This window comes from Vibrio sp. PID17_43, from assembly GCF_002608565.1.
Taxonomy (GTDB): Bacteria; Pseudomonadota; Gammaproteobacteria; order Enterobacterales; family Vibrionaceae; genus Vibrio.
Genome location: NZ_LIXM01000013.1, coordinates 13,142 through 32,088, shown reverse-complemented (window position 1 = coordinate 32,088; position 18,947 = coordinate 13,142). Strand labels below are relative to the sequence as shown.

Here is an 18,947-nt window from a genome sequence, read left to right as displayed (position 1 = left end):
TAAAAACCCAAACTTTATAGTGATGAAGATCACATTCACTAACCATTCAGACGATTATTCTTTCGTATTTTTATCCTCCCCTGCTACTCTGCTTGCCGCCTTGAAGTGAACTCAAGGTGCATAACTATAAGGAGTGTTCTCATGAATACCAAGAAACCGATGTCGCTTACTAGCCGCGTAATATTGGGTATGGTAGCGGGTATCTTGACCGGATTTGCAATTCGCACGCTTTTCGCCGACAACGGATTTGTCGACGCATACATTGTTAATGGATTATTTGAAGTTGGTGGTCAAATCTTTGTTGCCAGTTTGAAAATGCTTGTCGTACCGCTCGTGTTTGTTTCACTGGTTTGTGGTACTAGCTCTCTCAAAGACCTCACTACCTTGGGTCGCATGGGCGGTAAAACCCTTGCGTTCTACATAATAACCACCGCGGTTGCTATTACCCTTGCTCTAACGATGGGTAGCTTGTTCCAACCAGGAGCAGGGGCTGATCTAACCGCTGCAACGTCATTTAAATCAGCAGAAGCGCCATCACTGGGTCAGGTGATCATTAACATGTTCCCGACAAACCCAATCAGTGCAATGGCAGAAGGTAAAACCCTGCAAGTTATCGTATTCGCAGTACTATTCGGTATCGCGATCAGTACTGCTGGTAAACCAGGGGAACGCATTGCCGCTTTCTTCGTTGATCTTAATGATGTGATCATGAAGCTGGTTGCAATCTTAATGCACCTTGCACCTTTCGGTGTATTCTTCCTAATGGCGAAACTGTTTACTAGCCTTGGATTGGGTGCCATTTTGAACCTAGCAGAGTACTTCCTCGTACTAGCAGGCACACTCCTGCTGCACGGTTTGGTAACTTACAGTTTGATGCTAAAAGGTTTCACAGGACTTAGCCCGATGAAGTTCCTGCGCAAGATGGAAGACGCGATCATGTTCGCCTTCTCTACTGCATCATCAAACGCGACCATTCCTGTCACCATGGAAACAGCAAAGTACCGCATGGGGGTTGATAACCGCGTATCGTCTTTCACCGTACCTCTGGGTGCGACAGTGAACATGGACGGCACAGCCATTATGCAAGGTGTTGCAACAGCGTTCATCGCTCAGGCGTTTAATATTGATCTAACGATGGGTGATTACCTGATGGTGATCATGACGGCAACATTGGCGTCTATCGGTACGGCGGGTGTCCCTGGCGTTGGTCTAGTGATGCTAGCAATGGTATTGAACCAAGTTGGTCTGCCACTTGAAGGTATCGCACTGATCATGGGGGTTGACCGTCTGCTAGATATGATTCGTACCGCCGTCAATATCACCGGTGATAGCGCTGTGACCATCATTGTCGCTAAATCAGAAGGTGCATTAGATGAAGCTCGCTTTAACGATCCAAGCGCTGGCGTAGCAGAAGAAGAAGTGCACTGGAAACGTGCCGAAGCACAAAGCTAGCAAGCACAATTATCCAGTCAAAGACAAGCCCCGATGGAAACATCGGGGCTTTTGTTTTTCGACGCGGTTGGGTCTAGTCCATCATCGAGCCTAGCTTTTCTCTTGCTTGCTCTTCATGCTGTTCAGTAATAGCGCTGCCGACTGAGTTTGCCGCGAGAGTGAGTGCTGCCATATCGTCAGTGAACCCCACTCCAGCAAGCACATCTGGCACCATATCGGTGGGTAGAACAAAGTACGCCAGCGCCCCACCTAATATCGCTTTATGACGCACAGCAGTACTAGAGTCGGTCATTGCAAGCCATGATTTGATGCCCATGACGGCCACCTCTTCACCCGCTTTTTTGACCGAGTTTTTCATTTTACGCCAAAACGTTTTTTCATCTGGCGCATTTAACGATTCATCGACGACGTCATTAGGCGCCGACTTTACAGACATGGTTGTGGTCATCGTTGCCTCCAATATTTGTGACTGTGACACAGAGTGTAAAGAGAGAAACCTGAACGTAAGATTAATAACCAGAAACAATATTGAAAGCATAAAAAAATCCCCAAACCGAAGTCCGGGGATTGTGTTATTGGAACCAAGTTTTAAAGCACAATGCCTTATTGGGCAATCTTCTCTACGACACGCATCAGCATTTTGATACGAGGTTCGATAGACTCAAGCAACAAATACTCTTGGTCACTATGGAAACCAGCACCGATTGGTCCTAAACCATCTATGGTAGGAATGCCAAGGATCGCCGTATTGTTTGCATCGGAACCACCGCCGACTTCATGCCATTTGATGTCAATCGCAAGCTCTTGAGCCGCTTCTTCTACCAATGCCATCAAACCGTCTGTTTGTGGGCTAGGTATCATGGATGGCTTATACGCTTCACGAGTTAGACTGATGCTGACACTATCAACAAACGGCGTCGTAACCAAACCATTTAGCTTACTGTCGACATCATCGTACTCTTCATTACTCCAGAAGCGTACGTCAACAATCGCTTCCGCTTGTTCAGGAACAATGTTTGCTCCATTACCGCCAGAAACGACACCGACATTGAGTGTTGTACCAGATTCGTAGTTGGTCATCGCATTGATCGCCAGAATCCAGTTCGCCATCTCTGTGATTGCGCTGCGGCCATTCTCTGGCTCGTTACCTGCATGAGCAGCAACACCATTAAAGCTGATTTTGTAACACGCCATGCCCTTACGAGCTTTTACTAAACCACCGTCGGCACGTGCCGCTTCTGCTACCAGAACATGCCTCGCATTCTTCGCTACCGATTGAATCCAATCCACAGAATCCAGAGAGCCCGTCTCTTCATCTGGGTTCATGCAGATTGCAATAGACAGCTTATCCAACACCGCTTGGTCTAAGTTGCGCATCGCGTACACGATATTCAGCAAACCAGATTTCATGTCCGATACTCCCGGACCGTACGCTTTCTCTGCGTCTTGAGACATTGGACGCAGTTCAGCCGTACCCACAGGGAAGACCGTATCCATATGGCCAATCAGCATTACGTCGATTTGTTCTACTTCTGGTTTGTTTCGTACTTCTAGACCAATACCTGCTTTGCCACAATCGATGCGTTTTACGCTCCAACCCGACATTGCTTGGTATTTCTCCTCAAACTGAGAAGCGATAAACTCGATACCATCGGTGGTGTAAGTACCGCAGTCCACATTGATTAGCGGACGCAACTCTTCAAGATATTCATTTAGAGAAAATTGCATTCCCCACTCCTACACGAACAAGTTCATCACCAGCATCGCGCCAAATGCGTTCAATACTGAGATTGCAATCATGACTGGAATATAACGGCCTTCCGTACCAATAGGACCCATGATACGGCCCATGTACTGAACTTGAGAACCCATTAGGTAAATTGCAGGAGCCAGAATCGCAATGTGCGTACCGTTCAGGATGCCTTGGTCAAACAGTGTGATAACCACACCAACCGCCCCCCCCATCGACATCCATGCGCCGATCAATACCGCTGCCGCTTCGCCCGGAAGACCAAATACCGCCATGATGGGAGAGAAAACCGTGCCCATCAGATCCAGTGCGCCAGTGATTTGCAGCGCTTTGATGATCACAAATGCCATCAATACGTTTGGCACGGTAGAAGTCGTTGCAATCACCCAACCTTTTTTAGCACCTTCGACGAAGATATCCGTCACCATTGGTTTTTTCGCTTTAACGTCACCCATTATGCCGTCTCCTCTTTTAGGCTCTCTGATTTGTTTTGCTCTTGTTTGTCTTCGTTACCTTCTGTGATGTTTAGGTAGATACGGAATAGGTTCGCGCCGATGATCTTAAATGCGAACATCACCACAACCGCCAAACCGATAGAAGACGTTACTGCTAAAGAACCATCTGCCATCGTCAGCGTGAACAACACCGCACCTGATGAGAAGAAGTTAACAATGGTCGCACCCGCCGTGAATTGGAACATAGTGAATACGTCCGTTTCGCGCTTAGTTAGGTGACCTTCATCTTTTAGCTGACGCGTCATCGCCGCACCTGCATCGGTACTTTGTAGTGAAGCAATCAGAGCCAGACCAGAGTTACCAGGGATACCCACTAGAGGTCGTAGAAGAGGTGTAAGAAGCTTACGAGCCGCTTCAAGTGCACCGTAGTGCTCAAGAACGTTGATCATACCTAGTGCAAACATAACGGTTGGGATCAAAGTAAGAGCAAAAATGAAACCGTCACGTGCACCACTACCGCCAGTACCGCGGAATGAAGTCGTCGCCGCTTGAACCGCGCCATCCACCCCTTCCGTTACGCCGTACGCAACTTTACCAAAAGAACCATTAAGCGTTGTAAAGTCAAATACACCGTACCATTCGCTCGATTGCATCAGACCAGAGAAGAACACAACAGCAAACGCGAGTGCAATATAGCACCCGATCGTCACTTTGCGTTCGGCTTGAACAGGGTTTGTCATAAATTCACCTATATGTGTGGAACAGAACACATAGATGATCCCTTGAAGTACGTGCTAGAGAGATGATCGAAATCAATCCGTGCGTCGAACAGGGCTTCCACTCAATTATGAAATTTTATTTTATGATTTAAATCACACTTAAAAGATAATAAATATTTATTACGGCAATAAGGAGAATTTATCTAAAAACGATAAAAACCGAAACACGTTAAATTTCACCCTTAATTGTATATAAAATATGTCTGAAGCACGTAGTTTTCACTTAGCCAAAACAGGAAAATAAGCACCTATCTTATTGTTTAAATGCTTTTTTAATTGAACCATAACGTTCTCAAACGGCTCAAAGCTGTTCAATATATCGCCATTAAAGCTTATAGCAATAAAGAATCTAAAAATAACAAAGCCTTTCCTTGGTATACCAAAGAAAGGCTCATTAACTAGCTTTTCAAACTGAATGTGAACGTTTAAGCGACGTTACTTATCCCGGCCGACAAACGCGACCACAACTTTGTCACTCCCCAACGAACGAGAGAACACATACGCGCCTTCTTGTTCGATCACTTGATGCTGACCTGCGCCAATTGCTGGGTGAGATTTGCGGAACTGACCTAGTGTCTGCCAGTGTTTCAGCAAGGCTTTCTTGTCATCCGAGAGCTTCCATATCATGTCAGAGCGTGTGCCTTGGTGGAAATCATCCGCGTAAGGACCAATGTTACGACCAACCTCATCACCGTAGTAAACTTGAACAGCACCTGGGCTTAGAAGCAGTGCATTCGCTGCGTTACGCTGCATACCGTGGTCTTTAAAACGAGAGAAGAACAGCTCGGTATCATGAGAAGACATATAGCTCACTGGGTTAAAGTCTTTCTCGTTGGCAATGGTATCCGCGTAGCTTTGGTAGGTGTCTGCCATTTGGCTAAAACACGCCGCGCCTTTATCTAGCTTCTTCTGCATATCGAAGTTAATCAACGCATCAAAACCGTCGTCGAAATACGGGCTACGGTACGCGGTGTGCCCCCACACCTCACCCATCATCCAGAATGGCTGACCCGATTGACCGTTCTCTTTACGCCACTGCTCAAGACTACTCGACGCTTCTTCTTTTAGGCGTTTCCACACATCACCTTCGACGTGTTTCACTGTATCTACGCGGTAGCCATCAACACCGAAGCGCTTAACCCAATCGGTTTGCCACTCAATCAAGTAATCCGCTACGGTGTAGTTATCACGCGCTTCGACACGAGTTCCTGGGTTATCCAATAGCCATTGTGGTGGTATCACCGCTTTGTCTGATTCGGTAATAAAATCTGGCAAACCCGCTAATGATATGGTGATGTCGCTGCTGCCCGGCGCAGGATATCCCGGTAAGCCAGTTCTTACCCAATCGCCGCCCCACCAATTCGCCCAGTTCGGGCCCTGGTAGTCAATGTTCTGATGGTAACTGTGCCAGTTCTCGCCAGCTTTCGGTTGCCAATCGGCCCATTTCTTAGGCAATTCAGCATGTTGCTTGAGTACCTCAATACCGTCGAACTGTAAATCCGCTAAGGTTGAGTAACCGGTATGGTTGATCACCGCATCCATCAGGACTTTAAGACCACGTTTGTGCGCCTCTTCCACCAACGTTTTTAAATCATCTTCGTTACCGAAGTTCTCGTCAATCTTGGTGAAGTCGCGTGTCCAGTAACCGTGGTATGCGTAGAAAGGAAACGAACCACTGTCGCCACCGCCAACAAAGCCGTGTACCTGTTCGACAATTGGCGATAACCAAATCGCGTCTGTGCCTAGGCTCTTAATGTAATCCAGCTTTTGGATGATCCCCTTAAGGTCTCCACCGTGGAAGGTACCCACTTCATCTTTACCGTCATTCTTGCGTCCGTAACTACCGTCGTTACTGGTATCCGCATTGTTGAAGCGATCCACCATCACGAAGTAAATGTTGGCATTACGGTAGTCGAACGGTACCGCTTGTTTGGTTTTCTTCACCGTCTCTAGTAACACCAAACCACCAGAATCTTTGCTTGGTGTTAGTGATACTTGTTGATCATGGACTTCGACTATCTGACCTGAGTATGCATCACGCAACTTAGTGCCGTTGGGGAAACTGTCACCCAATGCAATGGTCACTTCACCACCTTGGTACACTTCACATTTCACTTGCGGGATTGGGCGTTTGAATTCTGTCTTATCGGCTTTCTTAGGTTCGCGTTTAAAGCGCAGCGTTTTTGCTTCTTCATCAAAGGCGAACGAGTAATTGCCCGTGAAACGGATTTTCAGCGGTAATTCGGTGGGTTTACCACAGTTAAGCGCAGTCGGCTTGTTGAATTTCACCTTCTGACCATCAGGCGCAACACAGTCACCATCAACTCCGGTGATTTTTAGTGTGTAGCCATCTTTGGTTAATGGCACAACTAAAGGCTGCTCCGCGTTTAGTGGGAAATCACGGCTGTTGGTCGTGGTAGAAATGGTGATGTTTGGCTCGGCGATGGCACTTGCCGATGCAAGCAATAAGGCAGTCGTAATCAGATTCAGTTTCATCGTTCAGTCCATTGATTGCGCATGTTTGCGGCGCTAATTTATTAGTTTTGTTCACTAAAATGATACTTGGACTAATTTTTGATCGCATCATTCTAAATGCCTACGCCCTAAAGCTTGTGACGCTTCACATTTTGCTTTTATCGGGGCGTAGTTCTATTTGAGCGTGATTTGGAGTGCGTCGAGTCAACAAAGCTGCACGCTAGCGCCTAGTTGGTGCGATGTTGAGTGTAATCACTTTGGGGGAACACTTTGATTCGATATGGATTCGGCAATACCACCGCTAGCCTTGCGGCTTGCCACTTCGATAAGTGGCTGGCATGAACACCGCTGCCGCTTCAATACCGTAAATACCAAGGCCGAACTCCACAACACCTCTAGAATACGTTCTTTGCTCCACATAAGCTTCATCAGTAACGAGAAGTAAAGCTCATACGCTTTACGAACATAAGAATGAGAAGGAAACCAAAACACGTTCTTCGCCGTTTGTCGGCTGATCGTACTCGCTCCGCGTGAAGGAGTGCTCTCTCCGGCTTCCCGAGATCACTTTAAATAAAGAGTCCAAATCCACTCCATGATGATGAGGGAACTTCTGATCTTCTGTCGCCATCACCGCAAGTTGAATATTTTTTGAAATGCGTGCAAGTGGCTCCCATTCTTGTGAACTGCTTGATGGATACCCCTCTAGTGGTAAAATCATACGACTGCTCTTCCATCCCCATAATGGTGGGTTAACATATTTAACCAAGCCCGCAAGTAATACATTTAAATGGGAGCGAAGATTGCCTGAATCTCTCATATCGACAAGCTTTGGCCGTTAACAGCTGGTCAAAAAAAGCCCGATTTACATTGTAAAACGGGCTCGATATTGGGTTTTTAGTTTTTCGCTACAGAGGTTTACTTAACCAACTTGTAGAACACCGTCGATAATGGCGGTAAACGCAGCGCTATCGATTGAGGTAGTGACTCGCTTTCCACTTCTTCCGTTACTACATTGGTCAGTACTTCAAAACCACTTCCGTCGTATTTTGCATCATCGGTGCTCAGTAAAAGCTCATACTCACCTTCCATCGGAACACCTAAACGGAAACGCTCATGTGGCACTGGCGTGAAGTTGCTGATCACCAGTACACGCTCACCATCTTGACTGATACGCTCATGCGCTAAAATGCTCGCATCCGCTTCATCTTGTAAACGCCATTCAAAACCGGCAGGTGAGCTATCTTGATCATGCATCGCTGCTTCATTGCGGTACAAATGGTTCAAGTCACGAATCAATGTCTGCACGCCTTTATGGCGACCGAACTCCAACAAGAACCATTGCAGCTGATCGTCATGGTTCCATTCGGCGGTTTGGCCAAGCTCTGCGCCCATGAAGTTCAGCTTTTTACCCGGTTGGCCATACATGTAGCCGTAGTAAGCGCGTAGGTTCGCGGTTTGCTGCCACTCATCACCCGGCATCTTGTTGTGGATGGAACCTTTGCCATACACCACTTCATCATGCGACAGCGACAATACATAGTTCTCACTGTGTGCATAAACAAGTGGGAACGTGATGGTATTATGGTGGTATTTGCGGTGAACAGATTCTTCTTTGATGTAAGAAAGGCTGTCATGCATCCAGCCCATGTTCCACTTAAAGCCAAAGCCTAAACCGCCCATAAAAGTAGGTGCTGACACGCCAGGGAATGCCGTAGATTCTTCAGCAATTGTCATCGCATTCGGGAAGTGCTTGTACACTTCTTCGTTCATCCATTTCAGCGTTGCGATCGCGTCGTAGTTCTCATTACCACCGTCTACATTCGGGATCCACTGATCGTGGCTGCGTGAATAATCAAGATAAAGCATCGAAGCTACCGCATCCACACGGATACCATCGATATGGAATTGCTCAAACCAGTACAGCGCGTTGGAAACTAGAAAGCGACGCACATGCTCACGACCTAAATCGTAGATGTACGAGTTCCAATCTTGGTGCCAACCGCGACGAGGATCGGGATCGTGGAACAGTGGTGTGCCATCGAAATTAGCCAAACCATGATCGTCGGATGGGAAGTGTGCCGGTACCCAGTCAAGTACGACACCAATACCCGCTTGGTGACACGCATCAACGAAAAATTTAAAGTCATCAGGTGAGCCGTAACGACTGGTTGGCGCAAATAGGCCAACTGGCTGATAACCCCAAGAGCCAAAGAATGGGTGTTCAGAAACTGGCATTAGCTCAACGTGGGTGTAACCCATATCTACGAGGTATGGCACAAGCTCTGCGGCTAATTCACGGTAGTTTAGGAAATCACCATCCGAATTGCGCTTCCAAGAGCCTGCATGCAGTTCGTAAAAAGACAAGGCTTCATCGCATTTTTGAGTAACTGGACGGTTTTGCCATTTCGCATCTTGCCATTGGTAACGATTGTGATCGTAAGTGATGGAAGCGAATGACGGGTATTGTTCGGAGTAGAAGCCCCAAGGGTCTTGTTTGTGAGGAAGTCCTTCCCCATTTGGACCTTTGAGTTCAAATTTATATTGTACGCCCTCTTCCAAGCCAGGAATGAACAAGCCCCAAATACCGTAATCCAGACGCTGCATTGGGTGACGACGACCGTCCCACTGATTGAATCCACCCACTAAGCTGATTGCCGAAGCGTGAGGTGCGTAGACAAGGAAACGAACACCAGTGATATTTTCACCACCTCGCTCTAGTGTCACAAATTGTGCACCCATGTAGCGATACATCTCTTTTGGTGTATGCAGATGTTCGTATTCTTGATAGATATTATGGTACTGGTAAGGGTCGTCAACAAGCTGTTCTACGCCATTCCAGTCTACCGCAAGTTGATAGTGAGTCAGATGTAAATCGCGCTTTTCTTTTAGGATAAAACCACTTTCGCCTTTGCGATCCAGTTCCACACGAGGCTCACCACTGATCACCAACTCAACTTTGTCAGCACCAGGCATCCAAACGCGTAACGAGCCTTCACCGTCATCAATGAATGGACCAAGCGACGCAAATGGGTCTGAGTAAGCCGCCTCAGCAAGTAATTCATAAGCGCGTTGGTAGTTTTTCTTTACCTTAGTTTTCAATTTATTCTCCCTAGCACCGATATTCTCCATAAAGATTTTGAACATCGAGTTTCCACAGCCAAACGTTGTGTATTCACAAAAGACATGGCTTTATTCAAACTTCGAATAAAACGCCGTCAAAAAACAAAAATGCCCGCTATTGTTGCGGGCATAATAACGGTACTCCATCCTAACGGATTGTGCCGATTTAATGAGTGACCTAGGCTATAGTTTCATACCTTGACGGAATTAATTTCATTGGTACTTAGGTCACCTTTCTCAACTTATTTACTTGCTTTCGCGCGTACTTCAGTAAGGCGTCGAGATATACGGTTTACGTATTCACGACTGAATATTTCATCAAGGTTCATCGACAGTTTACGACGCCAGTTTGGATACTCATCTACCGTACCAGGAATATTGACCGGTTGGTCCATTTCTAGCCAGTCTTCAAGTTGCACACTAAGCAACGCAGAGTCACCGGCAGCAACATGCAGTTGCAGTGCTTCACTTAAGAAAGAATCCATAGGCACATACTGCGCATCATGACCGATACCTTCCGGTAAGTAACCATGCCAACGAACACTATCTAGAATACCCTGTTTGCACTTAAGGCGATCGCCAAACAAATCTTCTAGCTGCTCTTCATCTGGATACAAGCCAATTTCACGCCCCATTTTCAGGTCATCACAATGCCAAAAACCACGTAGAGTTGGCATATCGTGCGTACAAAGTGCCGACATAGATTGTTCAGCATAGTGCTTAGGTGAAATAAAACCACCATCCTCTTTTGAGGTTTCGAAGAAGAAGACTTTGTAAGAATGCACGCCTGCATCACGAAGAATGTCGACGATTTCATCTGGTACCGTACCTAAATCTTCACCGATAACAGAACACTGATAACGGTGTGACTCTAGCGCCAAAATTGCTAGCATGTCTTCCACTGGATAGTACAGGTAAGCACCTTCTGTCGCCTTCTCGCCTTTTGGAATCCACCACAGACGCAAAAGACCCAGCACATGGTCAATACGTAGCGCACCACAGTGCTTCATGTTTGCACGTAGCAGCTTGATGTACGCATCGTAGCCTGTTGCTTGCAGCACTTGTGGATTTAGCGGAGGTAGACCCCAATTTTGGCCTAGAGGGCCAAGAACATCAGGTGGCGCACCAATGCTCGCATCCAACACTAGGTTTCCTTCATCCGCCCAAGTTTCACTACCAGAATCCGCAACACCTACCGCTAGGTCGCGGTAAAGACCGACAGACATTCCTTTCTCTTTGGCCAGTGCTTGCGCTTCTTTGATCTGGCTGTCTGCGATCCATTGTAAATACATGTACAAGTGAACACGGTCTTGGTTATCTTTAATGTATTTCTGAGTCTCCACAGAATTAAATGTGCGATATTTCTCAGGGAATACCGGCCAGCCCCACACGCTTGAATCTTGAGCATGCAGTTCACCGTGTAGCGCATCGAATGCGGCTTGGTGAAGTAGGCTTTCGCCACCTAGCTCAACGAACTCTAAGAATGCACGAGCACGAACCGTATTCTTATCTAGATGGCGTGCTTTGAACTCACTAAATAGCAGCGGTAGAACGCTCATCTTGAGCTCAGACACTTCGGTGTAGTTGACCCAGTGTGATTCTCGCGCTTTTTGCAAACGTTGTTGGAAATCCGCATTACCAACGTGCTGCTGCGCCTCTTTACTTAACGCGAACTCAGGTACTGAACTTACGTCGATATACATGATGTTCAGCCAACAGCGAGAAGATGGGCTGTATGGGCTTGCGGCTTCTGGGTTCGCAGGGAACAACGAGTGAATTGGGTTCAAACCAATGAAGTCACCGCCACGAGAGGCAATGTCACTCACCAACTGCTTAAGATCGCCAAAGTCACCGATACCCCAGTTATGCTGAGTGCGTAGCGTGTAAAGCTGGATGCTTGGGCCCCATAGCTTTTTATGCTGGTTGAGATCTTCTTGTTTGAAACACGCTTTTGGTGTGACGATCAACGACATTTCATAAGGCGTCTTACGGCGCTTACGGATAATGATCAGTTTGTGGTAACCCCATGCCAAGTTCTTTGGCAATGCAAACACTAGAGGGCCACCCTCAGCACGTTCGTCACGAACAATTTGAGACTGAAGATAGCCTTCAAGTACCTCTCCTTGTTCTGTTTCTAAACGCCAGCTAAATTCACTCTCGCGAGCACTCGTACCTAGGTTTAGTTCCACTTCGACTGGCTCGCCGTCGCGTAAAACAAGAACTGGGGCTAGTACGTCTTTCTTATGCTTTTTCTCAGCAGAAGCCAGTAGCTTCTCGTCGCTGCTAGTATCGTAGCCAAGTGAAGTGAGCAAACGGCGTAATGTTTCTTCAGAAACTTTTGCCTCGTCTCCCCACGCGCTGACGTAGCTATCAGCCAATCGCGCCATGTCTGCGACTTTCTTTAATGCTGTTTGTTCTTTCATCGCTTTCTCCGAAGGTAATACCAACACCTTCCATGTAGGGTCTTTTTTTATCGATAATTATTTAAAAATGCCAAAGGTAGCGCTCGGCTACCTTGGTCTTAACTGGGCTTTGTTAACGCTTTACTGTTTCAAGTTTCCAGATGTTGTTCACATAATCTCGGATTGAGCGGTCTGATGTGAACTTACCAACTAGGGCAGTGTTAAGAATGGCTTTCTTAGCCCAACCTGCTTGGTCTTTGTATTGTTTGCCCATTTCTTCATGCGCTTTCACATAAGATGCGAAGTCAGCAAGACATAGGTATGGGTCACCACCATCAAGTAAACTGTCGTACGTTGCACGTAGTAGACCTGGTTGACCTGGCGTGAACTCTTCACCTGTTAGTAGGTCTAGAGACGCTTTCAGTAAGTGGTCAGCATTGTAGTAGTCGTAAGGGTTGTAGCCAGCTGCTTTAACCGCTTTCACGCCCTCAACATCAAGACCGAAGATATAGATGTTTTCATCACCCACCTCTTCACGAATCTCAACGTTCGCGCCATCCATCGTACCGATAGTTAGTGCACCGTTAAGAGCCATCTTCATGTTACCTGTACCCGATGCTTCCTTACCCGCTAGCGAGATTTGCTGTGAAACATCTGCCGCAGGGATGATGATCTCGGCCATGCTCACGCGGTAATCAGGGATAAATACCACTTTAAGCTTGTTACCGATGCGAGGATCGTTGTTGATCTTATCGGCAACCTTGTTCACTGCGAACATAATTTCTTTCGCTAGGTGGTAACCTGGTGCTGCTTTCGCTGCGAAGAAACATACGCGTGGCTCACATTCAAAACTAGGCTCGTTTAGGATGCGGTGGTATAGAGATAGAATGTGTAGCAGATCGAGATGCTGACGCTTGTACTCGTGCAGACGCTTGATTTGAACGTCGAAGATAGCATTCGTATCGAGTTCGATACCCATGTTCTCTTTCACCCAATTCGCGAGGCGCTCTTTGTTCTCTTTCTTCACTGCCATGAATTCTTTTTGGAATTTCGCGTCAGTAGCGTACTGAGCAATACCTTCAAGTTGCTCTAGTTTCGCTGGCCATTCTGAACCCACTTTCTCTGTGATTAGCTTAGAAAGGCCTGGGTTACAGAACTTCAACCAACGACGAGGCGTAATACCATTCGTTACATTATGTAGACGAGTTGGGTACATCTCGTGGAACTCTGGGAATAGGTCTTTCTTAACCAACTCAGAGTGAAGCGCTGCTACGCCGTTTACCGCGTAAGAACCGATGACACATAGGTTAGCCATGCGAACCATGCGGTTGAAACCTTCTTGAATGATAGAGAGCTTAGCTTGCTTCTCACCGTCACCAGGCCACATCGATCGAACTTCTTGTAGGAAGCGGTGGTTGATTTCAAAAATGATTTCCATATGACGTGGAAGTAGACGCTGGATTAGCGACTCTGGCCATGTCTCTAGCGCTTCTGGTAGTAGCGTGTGGTTGGTGTACGCGAACGTGTGAGAGCTGATTTCCCAAGCCGCTTCCCAAGTAAGACCTTTCTCGTCCACTAGGATGCGCATTAGCTCAGGGATAGCAATCGTTGGGTGCGTATCGTTTAGCTGGATAGTCTCTTGCTTCGGCAATTCCGCGAGCGTGTAACCTGCTGCTTCGTGGCGACGTAGGATGTCGCGCACAGACGCTGCTGAGTGGAAGTACTGTTGCATTAGACGCAGTGTTTTACCTTTCTCGTGGTTATCGTTCGGGTAAAGCACTTTGGTGATGTTACCTGCGTCGATCAGCGCGTGTTGCGCTTCGAAGTAATCACCATTGTTAAAGCTAGCTAGTGAGAATGGTGCAATTGCCTGACATTCCCAAAGACGTAGAGGGTAAACCGTATCTGATTCGTAACCTACAATAGGTAGATCCCAAGGCATTGCTTTTACAGACATGCCAGGAACCCATTTACGAACTTCTTTACCGTTCACGTTGACCACTTCAACGTGACCATAGAAGCCGATTTCTTGTGCGAGCTCTGGACGAGCAATTTCCCATGGGTAACCTTCAACGCCACGCCATGCGTCTGGCGCTTCTTGTTGACGACCATCTTTGAACGACTGCTTAAACAGACCGTATTCGTAGTGCAGGCCGTAACCTACGGTTGGGAATTCTTGCGCTGCACATGAGTCCATGAAACATGCCGCTAGACGACCTAGACCACCGTTACCCAATGATGGGTCACGCTCTTCTTCTAGAAGGTCTGTTAGGTTGTGACCTAGTTCAGCCATTGCTTCAGTGATCTCTTCGTAAAGGCCCATGCTGATTAGGTTGTTACCAGTCAAACGACCGATAAGGAATTCTAGTGAAAGGTAGTTAACACTTTTCGCATTCTTAATGCGAGGATCTTCTTCTGTGGCCAACAAATCGCATGTTGTGAATTCAGCCAATGCGCGCCCCATTGCTAGATACCAAGCGCGGCTATCTGCATTTTCAATCGTATGTGCGTAAGTGACAGATAGATGTTTCTTCACGCTTTCTTGGAACGACTTCTTGTCAAATTGTTTCTGTTGAGTAGGTTTCATAAAGAAATGCTCACGTCTTGTAGTAATTCATCTGCTATACATCCTGCATTTCCCTCTGTGAAGAAACATCCTCCTATTTCTCCTCCCTGATAGGAGTAGGGGGTAGGGCGTAGGGGGGGGTGCATTGCAAAGATAGTGATCCAAATCCCAACACGACAGACTATCCAGTCCTTCTTGGTGATTCAGATCACAACCAATTTAGAGAAAGAGTAAATTTTATTCATGACGTTTTTTTAATTGACCTTTTTACTGGGATGTAAAAACTGTCTTATCGATCACATTAAAAGATTTTACGCTAATGGTTTTTCTGTAAAAATCGCGCAACCCAATCTACACGAGACTAACAAAATCAACATTTAGGTGATTAAAATCACAAAATCAGGGCGTAGATGAGCAATGTTTACTCAGTTCTTAAGAATTAGGAAGTGGATCAAAGTAAATAGCATTTCTCATGTCGTACCATTCAAAGCGACTCGCCACCCTAACATTTTTTGCACACAATCAAAATTTGGTCGTGTGGGTCTGTTTCTAGTTTCGCTAGCTCAAAAATTTAAGGACAGAATTAACAATGTGGATTCCATCTAAACTCACTCGCCCCGGGCGCTTACACAATGCCATCGTCCGCCCACGAGTGTTGGACTTACTACAACATGCGCCTTACTACAAACTGGTTTTGTTTCGCTCCCCTGCTGGTTACGGCAAAACAACCATGGCAGCTCAATGGTTGTCAGATAAGCCAAACGTCGGGTGGTATAGCATCGACGATAGCGACAATGATGGCTTCCGTTTCGTCAATTACTTACTACAAGCTTTAAACAAAGCAACCAATTACAGTTGCTCTAACGCTCAAAAGCTGGCTGAAAAGCGTCAATTCTCTTCTTTACGCTCTTTATTTAGCGAAGTTTTCGCTGAGATGGAAGATTTTCAGTACGAGTGTTATATCGTTTTAGATGATTACCATCTGATCGCCAACGACGAAATCCATGAATCGATGCGTTTTTTCTTAAAGCACATGCCAGATAACCTCACGGTGGTCGTGACGAGTCGTGCTAACCCACCACTAGGGACTGCTAACCTACGAGTGCGTGACCTGATGATCGAAATTGGCAATGAGCTGCTGGCATTCGATACCGAAGAAACCACGCGCTTTTTTAACCAACGCATTGCCGATGGCATTGATGAAGATATGGCAAACAACCTACGCGGTTACGTAGAAGGGTGGCCATCGGCATTGCAGCTCATTGCACTACAAGCACAGCATCAAAACCGTACTCTCGCGCAAACGGTAGAGTCAGTTTCTCAGTTTAATCACGCTCATCTATGGGATTACTTAGTTGAAGAGGTTTTTGACCTACTCGATAACGAAACCCGTCATTTTCTCATGCAAGTGTCGGTTTTGAACCACTTCAATGATGAGCTGGTGTTCGCGTTGACTCAACGTGAAGATGCATTAGGCATGATTGAATCGCTCAACCGATACGGTCTTTTCATCTATCCGTTAGAAGGAGAGCAAAACTGGTTCCGTTTCCATAATCTGTTTGGTGAGTTTTTATCTCATGAGCGTCTTGCTCGCATTCCTCAGCAAGAAAAAGACTTACACCGCAATGCCGCCGTAGCGTGGCTAAACCAAAAAGCACCACATCAAGCGCTCCATCATGCACAGAAATCCAGTGACATAATCTTAATCATTGAAATTCTTAACGAGTTTGGCTGGAAGATGTTTAACCAAGGTGAGTTGGCCACTCTCGAAGCGGCAATTAACCAACTTGATCGTGAGCTGCTGTTTAGTCACCCTAAATTAACCATGCTACGTGCTTGGCTAGCGCAAAGTCAGCATCGCTATAATCAAGTTGGCAAGCTACTAGCAGAGGCAGAAAAGGAACACACTAAGCGCAAGATCGAATTAGACTCTGGCTACCAAGGCCAAGCCAATGCCCTACTTGCCCAAGTTGCCATAAATAGTAACCAGCCAGAACGCGCGCTTGAACTCGCTGAACTGGCGTTGAGCCAGCTAAGTTCAACGATATACCGTAGCCGTATCGTTGCAACCTCAGTCGTAGGTGAAGTGAATCATGTGCTTGGTCAACTAGACCGAGCGTTGCCGATGATGCAACAAACTGAAAAACTGGCACGCCAATATCAGGTATACCACCAAGCACTTTGGGCTATCTTGCAGCAAAGTGAGATCATGATCGCGCAAGGTTACGTTCAAGCAGCATTCGAATTGCAAGATTCCGCCTTCCGCTTGATTGAAGACCAACAACTGCAGCATGTTCCTTTGCACGAGTTCTTGCTGCGTATTCGTGCGCAAGTTTTCTGGTGTTGGAATCGTCTAGATGAAGCCGAAGAGTGTGCGTACAAGGGTCTGCAAATCCTGGAAAACCATTCACCAAGCAAGCACTTACACAGCTATTCTATGCTGGCACGTATTGCAATTGGCCGTGGTGAACTGGACAAAGCGGGCAAGTTCATTGAGCACATTCAACACTTGATGAATCAATCGACTTACCACGTCGATTGGACAGCAAATGCCTCACTGTCGTTGATCCTTTTCTGGCAAGCCCGTGGCAATATAGAAGCGATTCAAGAGTGGTTAATTACTGCTGTGCGCCCTGAGTCAGCATGCAACCACTTCCAGCAACTTCAGTGGCGTAACATCGTACGTGCCCACATTAATTTGGGTCAGTACGATGAAGCTCGCCAAGCGTTGGAATTCTTAAAAAGTGAAGCACTGCGTGCCAATTTGATCACTGACACCAACCGCAACCTAGTCGTAGAGGCGGTATTTGCGGTGCGTCAAAAAGACGAGGAACAAGCAAAAGATCTGCTGAAAGAGGCATTGGTGATGACCAACCAAACCGGTATGATTGGCAACTTCCTTATTGATGGCGCGATCATTGGCGGATTACTCGAAAAACTGAGTCTACGCCATGAATTGGGCGATCTAGAGCGTCACCGCGCCCAACAGTTGATGAAAGACATCTCTTCCAATCAGCGGAGTCGATCCATTCACTTTGATGAAGACTTCATCGAAAAATTGGTGAATCACCCGAACGTGCCAGAACTAGTGCGTACTAGCCCACTCACTCAACGTGAATGGCAAGTACTGGGCTTAATTTATTCGGGCTTTAGCAATGAACAAATTGCTCAAGAATTGGATGTTGCTGGCACGACTATCAAGACGCACATTCGCAACTTATATCAGAAACTGAATATTGCTAATCGTAAAGAAGCGATTGTTACAGCAGAAAACTTGTTGCAGTTGATGGGCTATTAAGCCGTTAGATGACCGCTGTAAAACACCGGGTTGACGTAATACGTCAGCCCTTTTTTTTCGCAATTTTATCAAATAATGCAAATTGCAAAGAAAATAAGCAACTTTTCACATATAGCAACATCACCTAGATATACACCCAGTGGTTTCAAGATGCAGGATTCAGTGCGTGGTCGCTGACTCAAGCTCAAAGAAAATAACGCAACATAGTCGCGAATTCTTTCCAAGTTGTTTAACGATAACATTGTCTCAGTGACACGCTCCCAAAGGGTTGGTTGCCTTAGGAATATCGTTCAGACAAAAAAAAGCCAACCGCAATAAACGCGATTGGCTTATATTTGATGTGAACAATATGTATTCACTAACAACGTCAGTTGGCTAGGTGACCCTCGGCTTAAGAAGGGTCGAGACAAATTATGCATTAATCATGCCATGAATGTAAAGTGTTATTTTTGGGCACGATATCTCATATCAAATTCCTTTAAGCAACAACCTTTTGCAAAATGCAAAACAATAATGCAAATTGCATTTGCATTGCGCAACTCGATAACATAAATGATAAATAAGTCATCAAACAACTAGATTCACCGTATTTGTCTGTTATTTGCTGTAATTTACCTAACTAACAGCGATGGTTACTTAAGAGATAGACA

Annotated in this window: 10 protein-coding genes and 1 pseudogene; 2 read left to right on the top strand and 9 right to left on the bottom strand. The window is 46.3% G+C overall.

Going from position 1 to position 18,947, the window contains the following annotated elements:
• The first annotated feature begins 141 nt into the window (after positions 1–141).
• Positions 142–1,452 (top strand): dicarboxylate/amino acid:cation symporter, encoded by a 1,311-nt coding sequence (locus AK965_RS10725; RefSeq protein ID WP_099079604.1) that lies wholly within the window; start codon positions 142–144, stop codon positions 1,450–1,452.
• 73 nt (positions 1,453–1,525) lie between these two features.
• On the opposite strand, the gene AK965_RS10720 is transcribed toward AK965_RS10725, so the two are convergent.
• The 9 genes and pseudogenes from AK965_RS10720 to AK965_RS10680 all read right to left on the bottom strand — a co-directional run bounded on the left by AK965_RS10720 (position 1,526) and on the right by AK965_RS10680 (position 15,020).
• Positions 1,526–1,900 carry a YkvA family protein gene (locus tag AK965_RS10720; RefSeq protein ID WP_099079603.1) on the bottom strand — a complete coding sequence of 125 codons (375 nt, stop codon included), beginning with the start codon at positions 1,898–1,900 and terminating at the stop codon, positions 1,526–1,528.
• 155 nt (positions 1,901–2,055) lie between these two features.
• Positions 2,056–3,180 carry a M20 family metallopeptidase gene (locus tag AK965_RS10715; RefSeq protein ID WP_099079602.1) on the bottom strand — a complete coding sequence of 375 codons (1,125 nt, stop codon included), beginning with the start codon at positions 3,178–3,180 and terminating at the stop codon, positions 2,056–2,058.
• A gap of 9 nt (positions 3,181–3,189) precedes the next feature.
• On the bottom strand, positions 3,190–3,657 hold the full coding sequence (locus tag AK965_RS10710) for a YjiG family protein (RefSeq protein ID WP_005374849.1): 468 nt from the start codon (positions 3,655–3,657) through the stop codon (positions 3,190–3,192).
• Positions 3,657–4,397 carry a nucleoside recognition domain-containing protein gene (locus AK965_RS10705; RefSeq protein ID WP_099079601.1) on the bottom strand — a complete coding sequence of 247 codons (741 nt, stop codon included), beginning with the start codon at positions 4,395–4,397 and terminating at the stop codon, positions 3,657–3,659. The genes AK965_RS10710 and AK965_RS10705 overlap by 1 nt, the downstream gene beginning before the upstream one ends.
• 474 nt (positions 4,398–4,871) lie before the next feature.
• Positions 4,872–6,932 carry an alpha-amylase gene (locus AK965_RS10700; RefSeq protein ID WP_099079600.1) on the bottom strand — a complete coding sequence of 687 codons (2,061 nt, stop codon included), beginning with the start codon at positions 6,930–6,932 and terminating at the stop codon, positions 4,872–4,874.
• A 206-nt stretch (positions 6,933–7,138) separates the two neighbouring features.
• Positions 7,139–7,728 (bottom strand): annotated as a pseudogene (locus tag AK965_RS10695) (transglycosylase domain-containing protein).
• A 98-nt stretch (positions 7,729–7,826) separates the two neighbouring features.
• Positions 7,827–10,055 (bottom strand): 1,4-alpha-glucan branching protein GlgB, encoded by a 2,229-nt coding sequence (glgB, locus tag AK965_RS10690; protein WP_099079599.1) that lies wholly within the window; start codon positions 10,053–10,055, stop codon positions 7,827–7,829.
• Positions 10,056–10,273: 218 nt separating this feature from the next.
• A complete protein-coding gene (malQ, locus tag AK965_RS10685; RefSeq protein WP_099079598.1) occupies positions 10,274–12,454 on the bottom strand; it encodes a 4-alpha-glucanotransferase in 2,181 nt (726 codons plus the stop codon).
• A gap of 112 nt (positions 12,455–12,566) precedes the next feature.
• On the bottom strand, positions 12,567–15,020 hold the full coding sequence (locus AK965_RS10680; protein WP_099079597.1) for a glycogen/starch/alpha-glucan phosphorylase: 2,454 nt from the start codon (positions 15,018–15,020) through the stop codon (positions 12,567–12,569).
• 568 nt (positions 15,021–15,588) lie between these two features.
• Between AK965_RS10680 and malT the strand changes: the two genes are divergently transcribed.
• Positions 15,589–18,297 (top strand): HTH-type transcriptional regulator MalT, encoded by a 2,709-nt coding sequence (gene malT / locus AK965_RS10675; protein ID WP_099079596.1) that lies wholly within the window; start codon positions 15,589–15,591, stop codon positions 18,295–18,297.
• The last annotated feature ends 650 nt before the right edge of the window (positions 18,298–18,947 follow it).